Raw genomic sequence first — 21024 nt, 5'->3', positions numbered from 1 at the left:
AGAGCATAAATAAGATTACTCATCACCAACTACCAAATCAGCAAAAAGCACCCATAAAGTTATGGGTGCTTTCTCGATTCCACAGTTATATATCTGAATAGACTAGCACTAAACTTTAGTAGTAGGCGTAGCGGACTACTCTTCTGTATGAACCGTCGCAATTCCGGCGGTACACGACCCAACTGCGCCGCTGCCGCTGACAATTGTATCGATTAGTATAGTGACCGCCGTTGACGCTAGCTGATTCTTCAGGGGTGAGTTCAGCAAACAGTGAATCGTCCTTTGTTTCTTGCATGATTTGACTCCGTTTAAGTTAATAAAATTGAAGGGAAACTAGAAATATTATTTAATTTCTAGAGCCTCGTGTAAATACTGACTAATACTTCTGGTAGTGCTGTGCGGCTTCCGGAATATTACCGATAAATTTTGAAAGTTTACTCGATAGCACAACTTGACTCAGCTATCTAAACCACTAGGGTTTTGTAAGGGCGATCGCGGCTCGGATCGTACAGATAAAGCTGGCTAGGCTGCGGCAGGAAAAACAGCATATTCAGGCCATAGCTGCTGTTATCAGTCTCGCTGTTGCTGTTAGCGCCACTGACACCGCTGGTAATCCTGCCACCGCTGACAGTAGCAGATTCTCGATCGGTTAGTTCGGTGAAGAGTGAATGTTGTTGATTTTCGGACATAAAGAACTCCTACTGATATTTCATAAACCTGTTGACTTGTCCGAATAATGGCATTTCTCGGATAAAAGGAATGTTCTTTAACATTTGGCAAAATAAATAATGAGTAGAGCCTAATGAACATTACTCTTCACCGAGTACCCAATCAGCAAAAAGCACCCCTAAAGTTATGGGTGCTTTCTCGATTCCACAGTTATATATCTGAATAGACTAGCACTAAATTTTAGTAGTAGGCGTAGCGGACTACTCTTCTGTATGAACCGTCGCAATTCCGGCGGTACACGACCCAACTGCGCCGCTGCCGCTGACAATTGTATCGATTAGTATAGTGACCGCCGTTGACGCTAGCTGATTCTTCAGGGGTGAGTTCAGCAAACAGTGAATTGTCCTTTGTTTCTTGCATGATTTGACTCCGTTTAAGTTAATAAAATTGAAGGGGAACTAGAAATATTATTTAATTTCTAGAGCCTCGTGTAAATACTGACTAATACTTCTGGTAGTGCTGTGCGGCTTCCGGAATATTACCGATAAATTTTGAAAATTTACTCGATCGCACAACTTGACTCAGCTATCTAAACCACTAGGGTTTTGTAAGTGCGAGCGCGGCTCGGATCGTACAGATAAAGCTGGTTAGGCTGCGGCAGGAAAAACAGCATATTCAGGCCATAGCTGCTGCTGTTATCCGTCTCGCTGTTGCTTTTAGAACCACTAACACTGCTGGTAATGCTGCCACCGTTGACAGTAGCAGATTCTCGATCGGTTACTTCGATGAAGAGTGAACCTTGTTGATTTTCTGACATAAATAACTCCTATTAATACCTATGTACTTACTTACTACCTACGCATACAGGAAAAACCCGGTAACAGTGCCAAAACTCTTTGCGGAAACGCCGTATTTCATGACCACGAATTTCAAAGGTGGTACCCGCCACGTGATTTATCCGTGGAATCAATCCAAAATCTAAAATCGAAAATCACTTATTGCCCCCGCATTTATCTCGCGCAAGTCAATCCAAAATCTAAAATCTAAAATCTAAAATTGAATGACAGTGGCCCGCTGGCTTCACTCCTCTTGATATTTGGCGAAGTTTGTGGGTGGGAACGGCAAAGCTGTGCGGATTTTTACCTTTACCCTGTGAATTTTGATTTAGACTTCTAAACCTATGCTTGGTTTCCGGAAAGCCGATCGTAAAAGTGACAAAAGAAATCAGCGATTGAGCTCTCCCTCTCCCCCAACTCAAAACTCAAAACTCCAAACTATTCCCCTCTCCCCCTTGCCGCCATGTCTCTCACTCCCGAAGCCACACCCACTGAAACCTTTGATAACGACCAGTTTTTGCCCCCTGTCAGCCGCTGGACGACTTTGGGGGGCATTTTGATGGTGGCGACCTTTGGCGGGGCGATCGCCCTCGCTAGCGTCACCAAATACAGCGCTACAGTCAAAGCAGATGCGATCGTCCGTCCAGCCGGAGAAGTGCGCGTCGTGCAAGCAGCAACCGAAGGAACCGTCGAAAGCATTGCTGTCAGCGAAAATCAGACAATAAAAGAAGGAGATGCGATCGCAGTTGTAGACGCTTCGCGTTTGGGCGACCAAAAAAAGCAGTTACAAGAAATAATTAATCAGTCTCAAACAGCAGCACAGCAAATCAACCAGCAACTGCGCGACTTAGAAAATCAAATTTTGGCCAGCGCCCAATTTAAAAACATCCAAAGTGAAACTTCCGCCCAACAGGAATTAATCGAAGCCGCTTTAGTAAAATTTGCCACATCGCTGCCAGATGTCGCCGAAAGACTGGGCAGAAGTCGGCGGGTTTTGCTCGTTAAGCGATCGTCTCTTCAACAACAATTGATTCAAGCTAAAAAAGAACTAAATCAAATTGACTTAAAACTCGAAAATAGCGTGATCCGCGCGCCCGCTGATGGTACAATTCTCAGATTGGAAGTACGAAATACTGGTCAAACCGTACAAGCCGGCAGCGCGATCGCCCAAATCGTCCCCAGCGACGTACCCCTGGTAGTCAAAGCCAAGGTGACATCCCAAGACATCGCCCGCATCCAAATCGGCCAACCCGTACAGATCAGGATTTCAGCTTTGCCTTTCCCCGATTACGGCACATTAAAAGGAACTGTCAGCGAAATCGCCCCAGATGCGATCGCCCCTCAAAATCCCACTAATAATTTAGGTACAGCTTATTACGAAGTGGCAATTAAGCCCGAACAAACTTATTTAACAAAACTCAAATCCGCCAACGGCCAATTCTTCGGAAACTCCCAGGCTAATGTTCCCCGCCAGTATTCGATTCAATCGGGAATGGAAGGCAGAGCCGATATTATTACCGGCGAAGAAACTGTTCTGACATTTGTTTTGCGGAAAGCCAGGTTGCTGACAGATTTGTGATTAGTCATTAGTTATTTTGAGACGGCGGTTGAAACCGCACACTCTTCAACCCGCGAAGGCGGGTTTTGTTTGTGTAGACGCGGTTTCAACCGCCGAGTATAGTTAGATATATACTAAATACATAACATCGATCGCAAATATGAAAATCAACGATAAACTCAAGACCATTTTAACTGAATTGCGATCGCACTTCGAGCAACTTTACGGCGATCGTCTCACCCAAATGGTACTCTACGGTTCCCAAGCGCGGGGCGACGCAGATCCCGACTCAGATATTGATGTTTTGGTAGTTCTCAAAGGGCAAGTCAATCCCGGCGAAGAAATCAAAAGAATCAGCCATATTCGGGCAGACTTGTCTCTCCAAAATGATGAAGTGATTAGCTGTTTGTTTATGGACGAAAATCGGTTTTTGCACTACAACGGGCCTTTATTGAGGAACATTCGTAAAGAGGGAATAGCTTTATGAAACCCGAACAATTAGAATTAATCCAGAAATCTCGCGAAAGCATCAGTGCGGCAAAATTACTGTTAGATAATGGCTTTCCCGGCTATGCCGCTGCTCGCGCTTATTATGCTATGTTTTACATTGCTGAGGCATTTTTAGCGGAACAAATTAACTGTGCTGAACAATTTATCGAATTAGATCAAAATCTGATTGGAACTCTGCCGTCATCCTAAATACCAATGCTGAAAATGCGATCGTTAATATTAATTAAACACTCCAAACTTTTATAAACCTAAACAGTAACGAACCGCCGATTCAACTTCTAACATCTTTTCTGCGGAAAGTTCCCCTGCAGAATCAGTAGGAAATCGCTCTCGATCCAAAGATCGAATCTGAAAACAGAGGAAAACTGTTTCTATTTGCAAACCACTTTCAGACGCAGAAACACGCACATTTGTTCTATATTCGCGGTGAATATTAGTTCCTTTAGTGCCGACAATGACAGTAACAACTAAGGGTGACTGGTTAATAGTATCAATCGAAAGCACCAAAACAGGTCGCATTCCAGCTTGTTCTCTTCCATGAACTGGGTTAAGATTGACAAAATAAATTTTCCCTCGCTGAATGCTCATAGTGCTTGTAAACCATCCATTTCTGCCACAATAAACTCTCGATCGATCGCAGCAATCTCAACTTGAATATCTGGATCGTTGGCCATCTCTGCTATCTCTGCTTCCAGGTATTTAGCATTAGCGAGTTTATTAGCTATGTAAGTTTTCTCCCGCACTCGGCAAGCGATACGTTCCAGCAGCCAAAGTTGTTCTTCTATCGACAGGGAACTAATAGAACGTTCAATTTCTACTAAAGTTTGTGAAATCATTTTAGTTTCCTCTTGTTTTTTGCCCCATCGCAAATCATCGAGATTTTTTTGAATGAGACCGGGCCCATTCCGAATAGATTCATTATTGCGATCGCTTACTTATCTTGTATCTATATTATACGACATAGTGGCGTAGCAGCTTATGACGCACACTCCAACGACTCCAGACGATTCAGCAAGTCGGGTTTTCCCCTTGTTTTTCCCCGACAAAGAATGTAAAATTCTAAAAACATGGGTTGTCAGCAATGAACGAAGCGCGCCACCAAGGCTATCTCAATCTAATTGAATCGCTACTGAATTGCCCCAGCGGGGAAGAAAACCAAATTTTGCAGGCACACTCCGAGTTAGTTGACGCGGGGTTGGTGCAGGTAATACAAGTGGCGGCAGAAATTAAACGGAAGGAAGGTAATGAGAATGCAGCGATTTTTTTAACTAATGTGGCTAACGAAATCGCTAAATGGTTGAAAAAATCCCCTGCTATTTTTAAGTTAAAAATTTTGATGCAATTGTTACATGCGACGGAAAAAAGCGACGGCGATCCTAATGTAATTTATCCCCTAATGCGAGATAATCTCAACTCGCTCGATGATGATTTTGCTGCTAATTTGCGAATTTGGGCAATGCAACAAAGTCGCATTTCAATAACAGCAGTTGCAGCTATTGTCAATTTTAGTAATGCAATCCAAGATTTTCCTTTAGGCAGCAGGGCGAGTAATTTGGAAATTGCCATTGCAGGTAATGAAGTTGCGTTGACTGTTTGTACCCGTCAAGAATATGCTAAAAATTGGGCAACGATTCAAAATAATTTGGCGATTGCCTACCGCAACAGAATCAGAGGCGAAAAAGCGGATAATCTAGAAATAGCGATTTCCGCTTCTGAGGCATCCTTGGAAGTTTACACCCGCGAGGCATTTCCCCTTGAATGGGCAAGGAGTAAAAATAATTTTGCGGCTGCCTACAACGACAGAATCAGAGGCCAAAAAGCGGATAATCTAGAAAGGGTGATCGCCGCTTTTCAAGCAGCTTTGTCAGTTTACACCCATGAGGCACTTCGTGAAAATTGGGCAATGACTCAAAATAATTTGGGGCTTGCCTACTGCAACAGAATCAGAGGCGAAAAAGCGGATAATTTAGAAATGGCGATTTCCGCCTTTCAAGCAGCTTTGTCAGTTTATACCCGCGAGGCATTTCGTGAAAATTGGGCGATGACTCAAAATAATTTGGGGCTTGCCTACCGCAACAGAATCAGAGGCGAAAAAGCGGATAATCTAGAAATGGCGATTTCCGCTTTTCAAGCAGCTTTGTCGGTTCGCACCCGCGAGGAATATTCTGAATATTGGGCAAAGACTCAAAATAATTTGGCGAATGCCTATAGCGACAGAATCAGAGGCGAAAAAGCGGATAATCTAAAAAAGGCGATTTCCGCTTATCAAGCAGCTTTGTCAGTTCGCACCCGCGAGGCATTTCCTATAGGTAATGCTGGAACCTTATTTAATCTCGGATTTGCCTACCTGGATAATTGCCAACTCCCAGAAGCTTACAATACCTTTAACACCGCCATTGATACAGTCGAATCAATGCGGAGTGAAATTATTATCGGCGGCGAAGCAGACAGACAGAAATTAGCCGAAGAATGGAATAAACTTTATCAGGTAATGGTAGAAGTTTGCCTAGAAATGCAAAATAAAACTGTCGCCCTAGAATACGTCGAACGCAGCAAAACCAGAAACCTAGTAGAATTGTTTCACAAAGCCCGCAATCTCCCGAAAAATGTACAGCGAATTAATTTTGAAGAAACTCGCAGTCTGTTAGGTGAAGATGAGGCAATTTTGGAGTGGTACATTACCATTAACGACTTTAAAGTTTTTATTATTACTCGCGACTCTATCCAACCCAATGTCTGGCAATCTTCCGATGCAGACTTAGAAGTATTAGGAGATTGTGCAAGCGAGTATATCAACGACTACATCCATCAAGCTGACAACTGGAGAAATCAGCTAGAAACCCACCTGGAAGAATTAGCTGAAATCTTGCACATCGATGAAATAATTTCTCGTATCCCAGAAAAATGCCAAAAATTAATATTAGTTCCCTTCCGATATTTGCACTTATTCCCGCTTCACGCCTTAAGCAGCCGAAGGCTAAGACAAAATGTAGAAGAAACTGGCAGTCTCCTCGAACTTTTCCCAGGCGGTGTGAGATATACTCCCAGTTGTCAGCTATTACAATTATCTCAGCGAGTAAATCGGACTGGGGAAGAGTCATCACCCACAAGATTGTTTGCCATTCAAAACCCGACAGAAGATTTAGACTTCACCGACATCGAAGTTGAAGCAATTGCCAAATTCTTTAATCCTGCCGAAGTTTTGATTCGAGAAAAGGCAAGCAAGACAGGATTGCAGCAACAGCTTGAAGCGTTGCACAATGCCGACATCGCCCACTTTTCCTGTCACGGCTTTTTCGATTTTTCCAATCCTCGGAAATCAGCTTTAATCTTAGCAGGGGCAAAAACTGCCACCGATGGTACTGACTCCGAAAACAAAAGTTATATTCGTTCCCCCCAAGACGAATTGTTGGACATTGAAAAATGTCTGACGCTGGAAGAAATCTTTGATTTGCCGCTGAGTAAGTGCAGTTTAGTTACGCTTTCCGCCTGCGAAACTGGGTTAACGGATATTGGAGATAGCACTGATGAGTATATCGGATTGCCTAGCGGTTTTTTATATGCCGGAACCACGAATATAATTAGCACTTTGTGGGCAGTCAACGATGTATCTACGGCGATTTTGATGATTAAGTTTTACGAACTTTTGCTGTCTGAAAGTCGCCCGCCTGTGGCGATTGCTTTGCGCGATTCTCAAATGTGGCTGCGGGATGCAACGGTGCAAGATTTGGTAGATTGGGCCGAGCGTTCAAAGTTACTGGATAGTGAAAGTAAAAACAGGATTCAAAAGAATTATAAACGCGATTACGATGATGACGATCGCCCTTGCCAATCCCCTGTATACTGGGCGGCTTTTTGTGCCGTTGGACAATAACCCAAAGGTTTTTTGCATGAGTGGGGGCGGGTTTATTAGTTGGTTGGTTTGATTTATAAATCTCGGCGAACCCGCCCCTACAAATTTGTTAAAATTGGGGATTTGATATTGTAAAAAATAGATATAATTGCTGTAGGGGCGGGTTCGCGACTGTCTGTGAAACCACACCGTAAATCTCAAAAACCCGCCCCGGCATCGTGGGTGGGGGCGGGTTTATTAGTTGGTTGGTTTGATTCCAAAACATCGGCGAACCCGCCCCTACAAATTTATCGGAATAGGTGATTTTATGAACTTAAAACCTCCCCAACTAATTTTCGGAATTGTCCCGTTTGCAAATTTAAGCTGAAACGATCGCCCTCCATTAATTCAATTACTAAGTTATCATCGCTCGCCGAAAATTGTTCGGGAACATCGGGCAATCCGCGATTAAATCTGAGGGAACCATTCGAGTTAAATAATAATATCTCATTTTCAGTCAAAACAGCAGTTACTTTGTGAATAACAGCCATCTGAATTAAATTACCCGTCAAAGGCATTGCCAGACAAATGCGGCCGCTTTCCAGGCAAATAGCTACTAACTGCTGTTCAATTCCCATCCATAGCATCTTTTTCTCGTGAGAATGCTCGATGCTTAACTCAACTAATTGACCCCGCCAACTCAGTCCGTAACATCCCAAAACTTCCCCCAAGTCAAGGCAAGCAAATGTTTGAGCGTATTCGTGGCCAATAATTTGCCGAATGCCTGGAATTTTGTCGAATTCTGATTTGCTAATAGTTTCAATTTTCATGGTAGCTGGTTATTGATAAATTAACGGTACAATTGAAGTAACTTGAGGATTTGCATCTAAGTCGCCTTCAGGATAAAAATATCGAACCACAATCGCCCCCGGTTTTTCTCCCCCTCTCAATTCTACTTTACGAGAAATGTTTGCGCCATATTCGTTAATTGTTCGATCGCCTTCAACTTCTGGTGCATTTAATCCTTCGGCAAATATTTCTAATAGCTTTTCTTTCCCCCCAGATACTTCGTCAATTCCTAGCGTTCTCAAATCTCTTAAATTATCTAAAGACCGCCTAGTATTTGTGGGAGTAGAGGTGACGCGACCAAAAAAGAAGTCAAATTTACTAGATTTGACCGTGAATCCCGCACCTTGAATTACTTCATCACTTGAGGTCAATGCTTGCCACTCCTAAAAAAATTGACACTAAATTGTCTCCGATGGTATCATAGAATTAACATAGAGACAATGCTCGAACAAAAATCCTAAAAATCTCCAAATTCAATTAACACAATAGAAAATCTGCCATGAATGACGACCAACGTTATATATCAGCATTTCTGCAAGTTTTTGAGACTAAAGCCGAATTATTAGAGGATGTGGGAGCAGTAGAAGATTTAGCAAACCTCAACCAGATGATATCTCAGATGGTTGATGAATCTGATGAGGAAGTAGCGGATACTATTGGGATATGGTGCAAAAAATATCCTAAAATCAGAGATACCCTCCGTTCAATTATTAATAGAAAACCAGAACCCCAACCCACCAAAAAAGAAGAGCAAGAACCAAAACTATTAAACCGCTATCCAGAGTTACCCGAAAGCCTCAAAAAACGCCTCCCCAATTCACAGCCACCGCGCCAATAACATGAGCGACAAAATTTCTGCCCCCAATGTCTATTTATATGCTTTCCAACTGTACAATGACAGTCAGGGCAGCAATAATCCTCTGTGGAAACACTGCGACAATATCCTCGCCAACTTCACCGATAAACAGCTAACATCCAACCTAGTTTTCCCGCAAAATTCCCACAGCTACCGCGAGGATTTGTTGCAAACAGTCGCACTACGATTTAACAGCAATCCGCCCGTAGAAGGTTTTGCCCAACCGCTACAAATTCAAGACAGCTATGCTTTCTGCTTAAATATAGGTTGCCCGGAAGACGGCACTGCTGATAATATAGATGTCGATCTAATCCAGCAATTCAACCCAAATCAAGCCTTACTCATCAGTGGAGATGATAACTTTTTAGGTCAAACTCTTCTGATTACCGCATGGCTTCCCGAAAACTCACCAAATAATTTAGATTCCCTCAAACCCCTCGCCGATAAATGTCGCGATGCTTTATTTCAGGGCGACTCGCCGCCTGTATTTTACCGAGCGAGTAAACTGTTCGGTAGTCCGATTTTTGAATACGGTTCAATTAGCGATATTGCGAATTACCGCCACCTGCTTGTCTGGCTGCTTTCCGACAAACAAACCGACAAGGATTTTAACACTTGCCAGGAAGAAATACTCGACCTACTATTTCACCGCAACAAAATTATCAAAGCTTTTCAAGACAGCCGCCAGATTTACCGCGAACTCGATCGCGAATACCGCATCATTGAGAAAAATATGGAGATTTTGCAGGCTCAATTTTCCAGAGGAACTGTATTAACTTCCGCCCAATTGCAGGAATTTCAGGAACAGTTAAAGCAACTCTTCAGCAAAGCAGTAACTTATACTCGCCTGCTGCGGAAACTCGAAGATTATGACAATACAATTGCGCTAAATCTTAACAATTACACTGACATTTTGTCGAAAATTTGTGATATACTAGGAATTGATAAGGAAGAACTATCAATATTAAATAACTTCAGTAGAAAAACTGCTCCTTATATGCGATCGCAAATTGCCGGAGACTTAGGATATTTCCGACACGGAACAAGCTTAATCGAACAGGCGATCGCCTCAATTCGCGGCATAGTAGAAATAGAACAAGCCAGGAGCGATCGCACCAACCAAATCGCACTCCGCAACAGCGAGATAGCAGAGAAAAATCGGGAAGATCGCCTAGAAAGCACAGTACAGGCGATCGGCGTCGGTTTAGCAGCCGGCGGCATCGCAGCCTCCAGCGGCACAGACAAAGTATTCCAGACAGTGCAAAACCATCAAATCCCAATTTTAATGCAATGGCATCCCTTTCTATTTTCGTTTGCCTTGAGTTTTGCTATCGCTCTTTTCGCAGCCGGCCTCACTTGGTGGCGCACTAAACCGAAAAACAGTTGACAGTTGACACTTGACAGCGAGCTTTTTAAGGCTGGGATTTAGATCGTTGCCGATCGCTCGAATTTCAACCAAGAGTATCTTAAATCAAAATAACGTGTCAATATAGAAATGTGACGTTCAATTCTATTCTTTCCTCATGGGCAAACAGCGCGTTCTTTCGGGAGTTCAGCCAACCGGCAATCTTCACCTCGGCAATTATCTCGGTGCAATTCGCAACTGGGTAGAAAATCAAAGTCAGTACGAAAATTACTTCTGCGTAGTCGATTTGCACGCAATTACCGCACCGCACAATCCAGCAACTCTAGCCTCCGACACTTACACGATCGCCGCACTGTATTTAGCTTGCGGCATCGATTTAGAATATTCTACTATTTTCGTGCAATCCCACGTCTCGGCGCACACAGAACTAGCATGGCTGCTCAACTGTATTACGCCGATTAACTGGCTCGAAGATATGATTCAGTTTAAAGAAAAAGCAGTTAAACAAGGTGAAAATGTCAACGCCGGTTTGCTAAATTATCCGGTGTTAATGGCAGCAGACATTTTGCTTTACGATGCCGACAAAGTGCCAGTGGGAGAAGACCAAAAACAGCATTTGGAACTCACCCGCGATATTGTCATCAGATTAAATCACCAATTCGGCACACCCGAAAAGCCAGTATTGAAACTTCCCGAACCGTTAATTCGGACTGACGGTGCGAGGGTGATGAGTTTGACAGATGGCACGCGCAAAATGTCGAAATCTGACCCTTCCGAACAAAGTCGAATTAATTTATTGGATTCGCCAGATACGATCGCCAAAAAAATCAAGCGCTGCAAGACAGATGCCGTGCGCGGTTTGACTTTTGACGACCCCGATCGCCCCGAAGCTAGAAATTTGCTGACACTTTATCTCCTGCTTTCCGGCAAATCTAAGGAAGAAGTAGCAACAGAGTGTGAAAACATGGGTTGGGGAGATTTTAAACCCTTGCTGACAGAGACGACAATTAATGCCCTCAAACCTATTCAGGATAAATACAAGGAAATAATGGACGATCGGGGATATTTAGAGTCTGTACTACGTCGTGGAAGAGAACAAGCAGAAGCTATTGCTAATCAAACTCTAACTAAGGTTAAGACAGCTTTCGGTTATTCTTTACCTGTTTAGTTGTTAGTGGTTAGTTGTTATTGGTTACTGGTTAAGAATGACCACTGCCAACTACCCACTAACAACTGTCAACTGTCAACTGTCAACTAACAACTGTCAACTGTCAAATAACAAATAACCCATAACAGACAAATAATCATGAACCGTTTTCGCACAGCCTGCACCACCCCCGGAGAATTTATAATTACCGCCGAAGTTGCCCCCCCAAAAGGCGGCGACATGACTCACACAATTCAAATGGCTGAACGCCTCAAAAACAGAGTGCACGCCATTAATATCACCGACGGGAGTCGCGCAGTGCTGGGAATGTGCCCCCTAGCAGTTTCGGCGATTTTAGTTCAGCACGGAATTGAGCCAATTTGTCAAGTTGCTTGTCGCGATCGCAATCAAATTGGCCTGCAAGCCGATCTCATGGGAGCCCACGCTTTAGGCATTCGCAATGTATTAGCACTTACAGGCGATCCCGTCAAAGCGGGCGACCATCCGAAAGCAAAAAGTGTATTCGACTTGGAATCAGTTCGACTGTTACAAGTCATTCAGAAAATGAATGGCGGCAAAGACTGGAATGACAAACCTTTAACAGACGGATTTACCGATTTATTTGTCGGTGCTGCCGTCGATCCGCAATGCCCCAGTTGGTCGGGTTTGCAAAGTAGATTTGAGAAAAAAGTAGAGGCTGGAGCACAGTTTTTTCAGAGTCAATTAATTACTGATTTTGAAGTTTTGGATAAGTTTATGCACCACGTTGCTGCAGGCTGCAACAAGCCAGTTTTAGCAGGAATATTTTTGTTTAAATCAGCTAAAAATGCTGAATTTATTAAAAAATACGTGCCGGGAGTTCACATCCCACAAGAGACGATCGACCGTTTGGCTAAAGCTCCAGAACCCTTGCAGGAAGGCATAAAAATTGCTGCCGAACAAGTCAAGCTAGCGCGGCAGATTTGTCAAGGAGTTCACATGATGGCCGTCAAACGAGAAGATTTAATTCCTCAAATTTTGGATTTGGCAGGAATCGAACCACTGAGCTAAAATTAACCGTTGGGGCGGGTTTTACCAACTATCAATGCCTAACATTAACGATCTTATAAACCTGCCCACCCCCGCGCTACCATTTTGAACATCCAACTGTTGGGGCGGGTTTGACCAACCATCAATGTATAAAACTAATGAGCTCGTCAACCCGCCCTCCCCCGCTGTAGATAATCCAATAACTTCTGAGTTTGATTAATAAACTACTTTGAAAAATGCTCGATCGACTAAACGGTTATTAAATAGGAGCAACTGGCAATGACTGACTCAGAAATACTTAATTCTGATACGATTAAAATACTAGATACTAGCATATCCGAAGTTACAGTTTACACCGATCGCGCTTTGGTGACGCGGCGCGGTACAGTCGCTTTGACGGGAAACGAGCGAGAATTGGCGATCGCCTCTCTCCCCGCAACCCTCGACACAGAGTCAGTCAGGGCCACGGGTGCGGGTACAGTTGCTGTGCGATTGCTGGGAGTGCGCTGCCACAGAGTGTTTAGCAGCGAACCAGTGGGCGATCGCACTGCCGAATTAACCCAACAAATTAAGGAGTTACAAACCCAAAGACGGGGAATTAACGACAAAATAACCGCCCGAAAAATTCAGCTCCAATTTGTGGAAGGTTTGAGCGAAAAAAGCGTCGGTTTCTTTTCCAGCAGCATCGCCAAACAGCAGGTAGGTTTAAACGAAACTGGCGAATTGCTCAATTTTTTAGGAACTAATTACCTAAAATATGTAAGTGCGATCGCCCAACACGAAAAACAGCAGCGCGAAATAGACAAGCAAATAAAAGCTTTGCAGCAGCAGTTGGGGCAAGTACAAACTCCCCATTCGCAGCAAAGTTTTAACATCATTGTTGCCATTGAACCCAGTGGCAGCGGGAATTTTGAACTAGAAGTTTCCTATGTAGTCACGCGAGCCCGTTGGACTCCCCTTTACGACTTGCGAGTAAACACTACCAACAACCAAATTAATCTCAATTACCTAGCCGAAGTCAATCAAAATACCGGCGAAGATTGGACGGGAGTAGGGCTTACTTTATCTACAGCCAAACCCGGAATGGGAACTCTCCCACCAAAACTAGAACCTTGGTATATTGATAAAACCGAGCCAGAGCAATTTTTTGGTAGGGGTTCATCAGAGAATGATTTTTTAGACCTAGAAGAGGTATTATCTGAAGGTTTTGCAGGCCGTTCACGCTCCATAACACGAGCGCCCCTAGCAGCTCAAATAGCCACAGCCCAAGTATCTAGAGAAGGCGGTACAGTCTCATTTCAAGTAGGCGGAAATACTAAGATTCCCAGCGACGGCACGCCGCACAAAGTCACTATTTTCGGCGAAAATTATCCCTTTAAACCTGAATATATTGCAGTTCCGCGATTAGTCAGTTTTGCCTATTTGCAAGCAGTTGTTGTGAATCCGCTGACAGGCGCAACTCTGCTTCCCGGTAAAGCAAATATCTTTCGCGACAACACTTTTGTTGGTACTGTGCAGTTAGAAAATGTTTCCCCCGGCCAAGAATATAAACTGAATTTAGGAATAGATGAAGGGCTAAAAATAGAGCGGGAATTAGTAGAAAGACAAGTAGATAAAAAACTGATCGGTCAGCAGAGGCGCACGAGTTACGCTTATCGCTTAAATGTGACAAACTTGCATCAGGTGCAGATACACCTGACACTAAAAGAGCAATTGCCCGTCAGCCGTAATGAACAAATTAAAGTGCGATCGACTCTCACTAATCCGAAGATAGTAGCAGGTGAAATGGGACTACTAGAATGGATAATGTCTCTGCCACCGCAAGCAAAGCAAGAGTTATATTACCAGTTTGTTGTCGAACATCCTCCCGACTTAACAGTCACGGGTTTAGATATTTAATATTAAGTCGATAAAAACTTGTTTGTAGTCAGGACTTTAGTCCTGATTCGTCACCACGGATGAGGACTGAAGTCCCGAAAAACTATCAAATTTACCTGTAATTGGTAAACTGCAAAGCCATCGGATAATCTTCTTGCTTCAACCGTTGAATCACCAACTGCAAATCATCCTTATCCTTAGCCGAAACGCGCACTGCATCACCTTGAATCGAACCTTGAATCTTTTTAAACTCATCTCGAATTAATTTAGTGATTTTCTTGGCAACTTCCTGGTCAATCCCTTTTTTCAGTTTGATTTCTTGGCGTACTCTAGTACCACTAGCAGCTTCAATTTTCCCATAATCAAAAATTTTCAGAGACAAATTGCGCTTGGCGGCTTTAGTTTGCAAAACAGTGTGAATTGCGTCGAGAGTAAATTCGCTGTCCGTATTTACCGTAATGGATTCTGCGCCCAATTCTACGGTAGTTTTGGTATCTTTTAAGTCGTAGCGGCTTTGAATTTCTCGCGTTGTTTGGTCAACAGCGTTAACTAATTCTTGCCGATCGAACTCGCTGACAATATCAAAGGAATAACTAGCAGCCATAAATTAGTAATTGGTAAGGGGGCATTGGCAAAACAGGGCATTGGGCATTGGGCATTGGCCAAACAGGGCATTGGGCATTAACAACTAACCAATAACCAATAACCAATAACCAATAACCAATGACTACTGAAAATTAGCCGTTAACAGCCATTAAACTGAAATAGAATAAAGAAACAGTGCAAGAAGAACTAATCGCAAACATGAGCGATCGCGCCAGTGGCACATTCAGAATATAGAAAACCGAAAACAACAACCGGGCGATCGTAAAAGCGATCGCAGCCCAACCCGCCGGTTCCGAATCTACCCCCGTCACAAAAGCCATCAAAGCCGCCGCTGAAAACAGCATAAACGTCTCAAACGAATTTTGGTGAGCCCAAGTTGCCCGCTGAGCGTAAGCAGGCAACCTCTCAAACATAGCGCGGGGGGCTGCTTGATCGTAGCCTAGCTGCAAGCGGGCGAACGCAACCACCAAAAACGGTGCGTAAACCAGCGCAGCAGCAGCTGCAATACAATCAAGCAGAATAACCGACACAGGTAATCCCAACAGCATCATCCGCCTCGCAGTTCAATCAAAATAGAACAGAGTAACCACCTTGCGCTGTTCCTCCGCATCCTGGCAAGTTTTCAGCAAAGTGTGGCTTTCGTGAAAAGCAAAACATATCAGTTGCTGGCAGCGAGAAATAATCTCCTGATTGCACATGGCGCTTGCTTCCGGGAGAGACAAGCTATCATTTTTGGGATTTTCTACCAAATGTATCACTTGTTCGAGTTGGTCGCGAGACTCCCGAGGCTGGCGACTCATGCTTTGTGGCAAAATCACCGTCAGCAGATTAGGATCTGCTCGCATTGCCCCCCGAATTGCGGCTGAATTGGTGCCTGTAGCGCCAGAAGTGATGAGCTGATTGCCTCCCAGAACTATGGCGTAGCTCAGCATCTCAATTAGCTGCTGGTGGGTAATAGGAACGTGGCGAGAACCCAAAAGAGCAATCCGCTTGGAGCTGGTTTGCTGGATCGCCGCTAGTTCTTGTAAAAAATCATCTACTCTGGGTAGCTCAATTGATTGACTCAAAGAATTTATTAAATTAAATAAAACTACGTTGTGGATTTTAGCAGACTCACTAGCCATTGCCGCCAAAAAGAAGTTAAGAATTGCTGATTTACCGGATCAGACTAGAGGATCGGGAGATTTGAGGAAGCCAGAAGGCAGAATGTCTTCCGACATTGGCCAGCCGGAGCTCAAGGTAGAATTCAAGAAAAATTGAGAATTTAAGAATTTTAGCTTTTTATTTATTTAAACAAAAAGTTCTCTCTGCCGAATACCTTCTTCCCTCAGCTCCGGCTGTGTTATTAATGGACTCGATCGCTCAGGCCCAAGGATGCCATCATGCCCTCAAGGTCAAAATGTTCTGCCATTAGCTGAGTAACGCATTCCACCTTGATCGGTTCGTGCAAGCGCACGCTGCCAAAGGTGCTGTCGATAATTTCCACCGTGGTTAAGGTATCCAAATCAACAGACAAAACCGGAATTTCCATTTCTTCTGCCCTGCCAATCACCAGGGGAGAAGGAGGCAAGTGACCTGTCAAAATCAAGCACTGAGTCGAGCTTTCCAGAGCCGCTAGCTGAATGTCCGTGCGATCGCCCCCCGTCACCACCGCCATATTTCTCGCTTTGCGGAAATACTTCATAGCCGAACTAACATTCATCGCGCCAATTGTCAAGGTTTCCACCATCAAGTCCAAACGGTCTCGACGGCACAGCACATCAGCTTTTAATTGGTGCACCAATTCTTTGACACTGACACTTCGCAGCAAAGCACTTCTCGGCAGCATTCCCAAAACTGGAATACCCGCAGCCTCCAGAAAAGGCCGCACAGTCGCCGTTACGGATTCGAGTTTGTCCGAGGGAACGTCGTTGAGTACCACGCCCAGCAACCGCGAACCCAAACGCTGTTTAGCCGACAGCAAATCGTCTACATACAGATCGATCGGGCGGGCTACCAACAGCACAGAGGCATCAATTGCCTCAGCGATTTGAGCCAAAGACAAGTCAAACAGACTGCCTTCCTCCAAATTAGCTGGGCCTTCTAACAGCGCCAAGTCTCCGCTGGGAGCTTGCAAATATTGCGCTAAAGACTGGCGGTAATCTGTCTTGTCTTCTCCCCGCAAACGCTTGTGAACCGTCTCTTCATCCAAATACAGCAGTGTTGACGGCATCTGGCTTTCTGAGAGATTCAGCGTCTCTACCGCGAACCGCACGTCTTCGTCCTCGATCCCAGCTCCGGGCGAGCTGAAACAGGTTCCCAGAGGTTTGCCGTAGGCGACGGCCAGTCCTTTTCCCCGGAGTCCGAGTGCCATCCCCAGGGCGATGGCCGACTTGCCGCTGTAAGCTTTTGTGGAACCGATCAGCAAATATTTAGTCAATTTTGGTACGCCTTCAATCCTCAATTTGCACCTGTCTATTTCAATAAATTTAGTTTTTTCTACAGTATTTCTGAACTGATCCTCAATTTGGCAATACTATTATACTCGATTTTGTCGCTTTTGGGCACATTGTTTTTTTGCGGAAAACTTTTATTCACCTGTTCGCAACCCTTTTCTTCCCATTCTTTTTACTTGATTTTGGGAAACCACTTTTTCAATTGTTTGTTTTGCCAGCAGGTTTTGATAAGTATTTATCGCCCATAATTCCTTTGAAAGCCGATTTTAATTGTAATACTTTTAGGCATTCGGATTGCCTCGCTGAGATATCAACCTCGAATTTTATCGAGTAAAAATAACACGGTAAAAATGGTTAATTTTACATTAAAAGCCTACTTAGAGGGTTGAAGATAGTTTTTTTAGTGGCTAAATAGAGGATTGTATAGGAAGAGAGTACGGTGCTTGCCTAAGCAGTTTTGCATATAATTAAAAATGGATAGGTTGTATGATTAGTTATTAATTATTAGTGCGATCGCCCGCGTTAAAACTGATCGGTGGCACTGCGAGCAATAAGCTGCTTAGAATCCGGGTTCTAGCTTCTCAATACATAAATTGTCGGGCGGCGTGGGCTGGAATTTCGGCAGCCCAGAGGCTGATTGCGATGCTAGGCCGATCGCAGTTCAAGGGCTGTAGATTGAGTTTCCTTGAGCGGATCTACAGCCCTTTCCTCTCAGCTACCGAGTCGCAAAATTTGAACGAAATCGGACGGCCCGATTCGCCTCACGGCGATAGCTTCGCTCGCGCGTACTCGCACAGCACCAATGTCCGAAACAGGCTTTTGGGCTTGTCCCACAACAAATACAGCAGTTTTCAATTGGATGAAATACAGGTAGGGACTCAGGCTTTGTCTGAATCCCTACGCGAAATCTGTATCACGCTCAACTGAAAACTGCTGTAGATTTACTTTAGCAATGGGGATAAGTGCTGATCCCCAAAGATTATTGAGAATGATCCAACAACTCCCTTACTATTTCCACTTCTCAAATAGGACTGGCGCACCAATCATGTAATGTTGCCGTCGTGGCGTTACACTATTGGTGCGCCAGTTATAGCGCCCGTCAATCGATTTTAGATTTTAGATTTTAGATTTTAGATTGAAGAAAGCAACCCCACTGATAAATCCGGGGGCTGGCGATCGGGAGCGAGGAGCTTTTTTCTAGATCCACGAATCAATCCGGGGGCCCCGGATTAAATTGCTTGATTGTCAATTGCCGACTTTCGGGAGTGTGGCTGCGGTGAAAGTTATTCATCCATTCGCATCAGCTTGCGGTAAAATGTTTTAGAAAAATCGACGGTACGAGTTCGCTGAAAAGTCAGGAGAACCTCAATTAAGCAACTAACAAACTCAGAGCTTTGCATAGTCACTTCGTAGCTGAGTTCAGCATTGCCGTCAAACAACACCCGACAGCGGGTTAAGTCGATCGGCAGCGACGAGATATTCCAACTAGCGACAAACGGCACGCTGTCCCCGCCGTCAATTTTTCTTGCTCCCTCCAAGCTTTTGAGCTTGTAGAGCGCAATCGCGTGCGGCAAAAACTTGCGCCTGGGCTCTTGACAGAAAGGCGCGTAGACTTTCACTTCTTTGTCGTCGGCTGGCTTGAGTTGAGGAATAGACATATTTCCACCTCAGACAATTATTACTAACAGATAGTTTAGATCCCCAGAAAAAACTAGCAGATATTCCAGGTCGATCGCAAGCAAAAGTCAACCCAAATACTCTATGCAGTACCCGTTTACCAGGGCCGTACAAACACCTAACCCGCTGGTTGTCCTCCCGTCCGCTTTCGACAAAAGCCCAGAAACTGATACAGTAGATGCTTATATCTAAAATCAAAAACTATTGGTGGTTGAATCAAGTAACCTATGCAGGAGAGTTCTTGGCCAGAAAACGACGCTCGCAGCGAGCTTAACTTAGACATCTCTGATTTAGCTCAAGAAGAGCTCAAGAGTTTGACCTCGCACTCGAAGCTCAGCAAAGTATTTGCTATACCAGACATTGGCGACAAGGTGTTTGACGCGGAAACAAAAGCAGAGCTCCCGGTTGCGGTGTCTGTGCCGGGAACTCCCTCTTTTCCTCAAAATCTGTACCGGGGACGGCGCGGAAAAGCCGCCGCAGTGCTGACTGCGATTTGGGCCGGCACGATCGCCCTGCACTTGATTTCTTGGGGTGCGTGGGTAGTGTGGGGGTTGACGGGATTGCTGTGGATGCAAGCATTTCGAGTTTTGTTTGCCGAACCCAAGCCCGCACTGCCACCTCTTGCCGATGAAAGTCGAGAGGATTGGCCTTACGTGTCGCTGCTGGTGGCAGCGAAAAATGAGGAAGCGGTGATTGCCAGATTCGTAGAATCCATCTGCAATGTAGATTATCCGATCGACCGCTACGAAGTTTGGGCGATCGACGATCACAGCAGCGACGGCACACCGCTAGTATTGGAACAGCTAACCAAAAAGTACCCCCAGCTCAAAGTATTTCGCAGGGGAGCAAATGCCAGCGGCGGCAAGTCGGGAGCCCTGAATCAAGTGTTGCCGCTGACTCGCGGGGAATTTGTCGGAATATTTGACGCCGACGCGACGGTAACGCCGGATTTGCTGCGCCGGGTGCTGCCAGTGTTCCAAGGAGAAAAGGTAGGCGCTGTGCAAGTCAGAAAAGCCATCGCCAATGCTTCGGTAAATTTTTGGACTCGTGGCCAAGAAGCAGAAATGGCTCTCGACAGTTTTTTCCAGCAGCAGCGGATTGCGATCGGCGGCATTGGAGAATTGCGCGGTAACGGCCAATTCATGCGCCGCACTGCCTTGGAAAGCTGCGGAGGCTGGAACGAGGAGACGATTACCGACGACCTGGATTTGACGGTGAGGCTGCACCTAAACCGATGGGACATTGAATTTCTCCCTTTCCCAGCCGTGTCAGAAGAAGGAGTCACTAACGCTCGCGCCCTGTGGCATCAGCGCAATCGCTGGGCAGAAGGTGGCTATCAGCGTTATCTTGACTACTGGCGCCTAATTTGGCGGAACCGCATGGGAACTGGGAAAACTTGGGATTTATTTGGATTTTGGGTATCTCAATATTTCTTACCCACAGTAGCCCTACCCGACTTTGTGATGTCAATTGCGCTGCGCCGGATGCCGATCGCCAGTCCCATAACTTTTATGACCCTTACCTTGTCGGTGGTGGGAATGTTTGTCGGTTTGCGCCGCACTCGCAAAGAGACCAAATTTGACGTAAGGCGAGTTTTTCTCACCTTGCTGCAAACGCTGCGGGGTACTGTGTATATGTTCCACTGGCTGCTGGTAGGGACTGTGACGGCTCGGATTGCGGTACGGCCCAAGCGGCTCAAATGGGTCAAAACCGTCCATCAAGGCGCTGTTAATAGCCTCAAGTAAACAATTCGCAGAAATATCTCGGCACAGTATG

Annotated in this window: 24 protein-coding genes; 11 read left to right on the top strand and 13 right to left on the bottom strand. The window is 44.9% G+C overall.

The annotated features are described in order from the left end of the window. Window positions 1–115: 115 nt before the first annotated feature. From QUB35_RS07885 to QUB35_RS07870, 4 genes are all read right to left on the bottom strand, one after another. Complete coding sequence (locus tag QUB35_RS07885) at window positions 116–295, bottom strand: hypothetical protein (RefSeq protein WP_333140949.1); 180 nt, start codon at window positions 293–295, stop codon at window positions 116–118. Window positions 296–464: 169 nt separating this feature from the next. Further along, the gene (locus tag QUB35_RS07880) at window positions 465–689 is read right to left on the bottom strand and encodes a secretion protein HlyD (RefSeq protein WP_333140948.1); all 225 of its coding nucleotides are present in this window, start codon (window positions 687–689) and stop codon (window positions 465–467) included. A 220-nt stretch (window positions 690–909) separates the two neighbouring features. Continuing rightward, window positions 910–1089: a hypothetical protein gene (locus QUB35_RS07875; RefSeq protein WP_333140946.1), complete on the bottom strand. Its 180-nt coding sequence runs from the start codon at window positions 1087–1089 to the stop codon at window positions 910–912. A gap of 169 nt (window positions 1090–1258) precedes the next feature. Further along, on the bottom strand, window positions 1259–1486 hold the full coding sequence (locus QUB35_RS07870) for a secretion protein HlyD (RefSeq protein ID WP_333140944.1): 228 nt from the start codon (window positions 1484–1486) through the stop codon (window positions 1259–1261). A gap of 482 nt (window positions 1487–1968) precedes the next feature. Between QUB35_RS07870 and QUB35_RS07865 the strand changes: the two genes are divergently transcribed. The 3 genes from QUB35_RS07865 (at window position 1969) to QUB35_RS07855 (ending at window position 3762) form a co-directional block, all read left to right on the top strand. After that, on the top strand, window positions 1969–3084 hold the full coding sequence (locus QUB35_RS07865; protein ID WP_333140942.1) for an HlyD family efflux transporter periplasmic adaptor subunit: 1116 nt from the start codon (window positions 1969–1971) through the stop codon (window positions 3082–3084). A 139-nt stretch (window positions 3085–3223) separates the two neighbouring features. Continuing rightward, a complete protein-coding gene (locus QUB35_RS07860) occupies window positions 3224–3550 on the top strand; it encodes a nucleotidyltransferase domain-containing protein (RefSeq protein ID WP_333140940.1) in 327 nt (108 codons plus the stop codon). Continuing rightward, window positions 3547–3762: a HEPN domain-containing protein gene (locus tag QUB35_RS07855; RefSeq protein WP_333140938.1), complete on the top strand. Its 216-nt coding sequence runs from the start codon at window positions 3547–3549 to the stop codon at window positions 3760–3762. The genes QUB35_RS07860 and QUB35_RS07855 overlap by 4 nt, the downstream gene beginning before the upstream one ends. Before the next feature lie 51 nt (window positions 3763–3813). Here QUB35_RS07855 and QUB35_RS07850 read toward each other — a convergent pair whose 3' ends face one another. Together QUB35_RS07850 and QUB35_RS07845 are read right to left on the bottom strand one after the other, a co-directional pair. Next, window positions 3814–4161 (bottom strand): type II toxin-antitoxin system PemK/MazF family toxin, encoded by a 348-nt coding sequence (locus tag QUB35_RS07850; protein ID WP_333140936.1) that lies wholly within the window; start codon window positions 4159–4161, stop codon window positions 3814–3816. Then, entirely contained in the window at window positions 4158–4409 is a 252-nt protein-coding gene (locus QUB35_RS07845) for a hypothetical protein (RefSeq protein WP_333108022.1), read from the bottom strand. Before QUB35_RS07845 ends, QUB35_RS07850 begins: the two co-directional genes overlap by 4 nt. Window positions 4410–4654: 245 nt before the next feature. Between QUB35_RS07845 and QUB35_RS07840 the strand changes: the two genes are divergently transcribed. After that, entirely contained in the window at window positions 4655–7447 is a 2793-nt protein-coding gene (locus QUB35_RS07840) for a CHAT domain-containing tetratricopeptide repeat protein (protein WP_333140934.1), read from the top strand. Window positions 7448–7731: 284 nt separating this feature from the next. Here QUB35_RS07840 and QUB35_RS07835 read toward each other — a convergent pair whose 3' ends face one another. Together QUB35_RS07835 and QUB35_RS07830 are read right to left on the bottom strand one after the other, a co-directional pair. After that, on the bottom strand, window positions 7732–8235 hold the full coding sequence (locus QUB35_RS07835; RefSeq protein WP_333108020.1) for a hypothetical protein: 504 nt from the start codon (window positions 8233–8235) through the stop codon (window positions 7732–7734). Window positions 8236–8244: 9 nt separating this feature from the next. Further along, a complete protein-coding gene (locus QUB35_RS07830) occupies window positions 8245–8625 on the bottom strand; it encodes a hypothetical protein (protein WP_333140931.1) in 381 nt (126 codons plus the stop codon). A 128-nt stretch (window positions 8626–8753) separates the two neighbouring features. On the opposite strand from QUB35_RS07830, the gene QUB35_RS07825 reads away from it, so the two are divergent. The 5 genes from QUB35_RS07825 (at window position 8754) to QUB35_RS07805 (ending at window position 14551) form a co-directional block, all read left to right on the top strand. Then, window positions 8754–9092, top strand: coding sequence for a hypothetical protein (locus QUB35_RS07825; RefSeq protein WP_333140929.1), 339 nt, complete (start codon window positions 8754–8756; stop codon window positions 9090–9092). 1 nt (window position 9093) lies between these two features. Beyond that, complete coding sequence (locus QUB35_RS07820) at window positions 9094–10497, top strand: hypothetical protein (protein ID WP_333140927.1); 1404 nt, start codon at window positions 9094–9096, stop codon at window positions 10495–10497. Window positions 10498–10633: 136 nt separating this feature from the next. After that, entirely contained in the window at window positions 10634–11644 is a 1011-nt protein-coding gene (gene trpS / locus QUB35_RS07815) for a tryptophan--tRNA ligase (protein ID WP_333102566.1), read from the top strand. 138 nt (window positions 11645–11782) lie between these two features. Continuing rightward, window positions 11783–12673, top strand: coding sequence for a methylenetetrahydrofolate reductase (locus tag QUB35_RS07810; RefSeq protein ID WP_333140925.1), 891 nt, complete (start codon window positions 11783–11785; stop codon window positions 12671–12673). Between the two features lie 258 nt (window positions 12674–12931). Continuing rightward, entirely contained in the window at window positions 12932–14551 is a 1620-nt protein-coding gene (locus QUB35_RS07805; RefSeq protein WP_333140923.1) for a mucoidy inhibitor MuiA family protein, read from the top strand. Between the two features lie 91 nt (window positions 14552–14642). Here the strand turns inward: QUB35_RS07805 and QUB35_RS07800 are convergent, their stop codons facing one another. The 3 genes from QUB35_RS07800 to QUB35_RS07790 all read right to left on the bottom strand — a co-directional run bounded on the left by QUB35_RS07800 (window position 14643) and on the right by QUB35_RS07790 (window position 16203). Further along, window positions 14643–15134, bottom strand: a complete 492-nt coding sequence (locus QUB35_RS07800) for a YajQ family cyclic di-GMP-binding protein (protein ID WP_333102569.1) — start codon at window positions 15132–15134, stop codon at window positions 14643–14645. A gap of 133 nt (window positions 15135–15267) precedes the next feature. After that, on the bottom strand, window positions 15268–15684 hold the full coding sequence (locus QUB35_RS07795; protein WP_333140976.1) for an MAPEG family protein: 417 nt from the start codon (window positions 15682–15684) through the stop codon (window positions 15268–15270). Between the two features lie 15 nt (window positions 15685–15699). Further along, entirely contained in the window at window positions 15700–16203 is a 504-nt protein-coding gene (locus QUB35_RS07790) for a hypothetical protein (RefSeq protein ID WP_039887610.1), read from the bottom strand. A gap of 28 nt (window positions 16204–16231) precedes the next feature. Between QUB35_RS07790 and QUB35_RS07785 the strand changes: the two genes are divergently transcribed. Further along, window positions 16232–16396, top strand: coding sequence for a hypothetical protein (locus QUB35_RS07785; protein WP_333140920.1), 165 nt, complete (start codon window positions 16232–16234; stop codon window positions 16394–16396). 85 nt (window positions 16397–16481) lie between these two features. Here QUB35_RS07785 and QUB35_RS07780 read toward each other — a convergent pair whose 3' ends face one another. Continuing rightward, window positions 16482–17579, bottom strand: a complete 1098-nt coding sequence (locus QUB35_RS07780) for a phosphotransacetylase family protein (protein WP_333140919.1) — start codon at window positions 17577–17579, stop codon at window positions 16482–16484. 1275 nt (window positions 17580–18854) lie between these two features. Further along, window positions 18855–19229: a type IV pilus biogenesis protein EbsA gene (gene ebsA, locus QUB35_RS07775; protein WP_333140917.1), complete on the bottom strand. Its 375-nt coding sequence runs from the start codon at window positions 19227–19229 to the stop codon at window positions 18855–18857. A gap of 246 nt (window positions 19230–19475) precedes the next feature. Here ebsA and QUB35_RS07770 point away from each other — a divergent pair, with 246 nt between their 5' ends. Then, window positions 19476–20993, top strand: a complete 1518-nt coding sequence (locus QUB35_RS07770; RefSeq protein WP_333140915.1) for a glycosyltransferase family 2 protein — start codon at window positions 19476–19478, stop codon at window positions 20991–20993. The last annotated feature ends 31 nt before the right edge of the window (window positions 20994–21024 follow it).

The sequence above is a fragment of the Microcoleus sp. B13-B6 genome (assembly GCF_036705405.1).
In the GTDB taxonomy this organism is placed as follows: Bacteria; Cyanobacteriota; Cyanobacteriia; order Cyanobacteriales; family Microcoleaceae; genus Microcoleus.
Note: the sequence above shows the minus strand (reverse complement) of the source record. Positions and strands in the feature narration are given on the sequence as shown.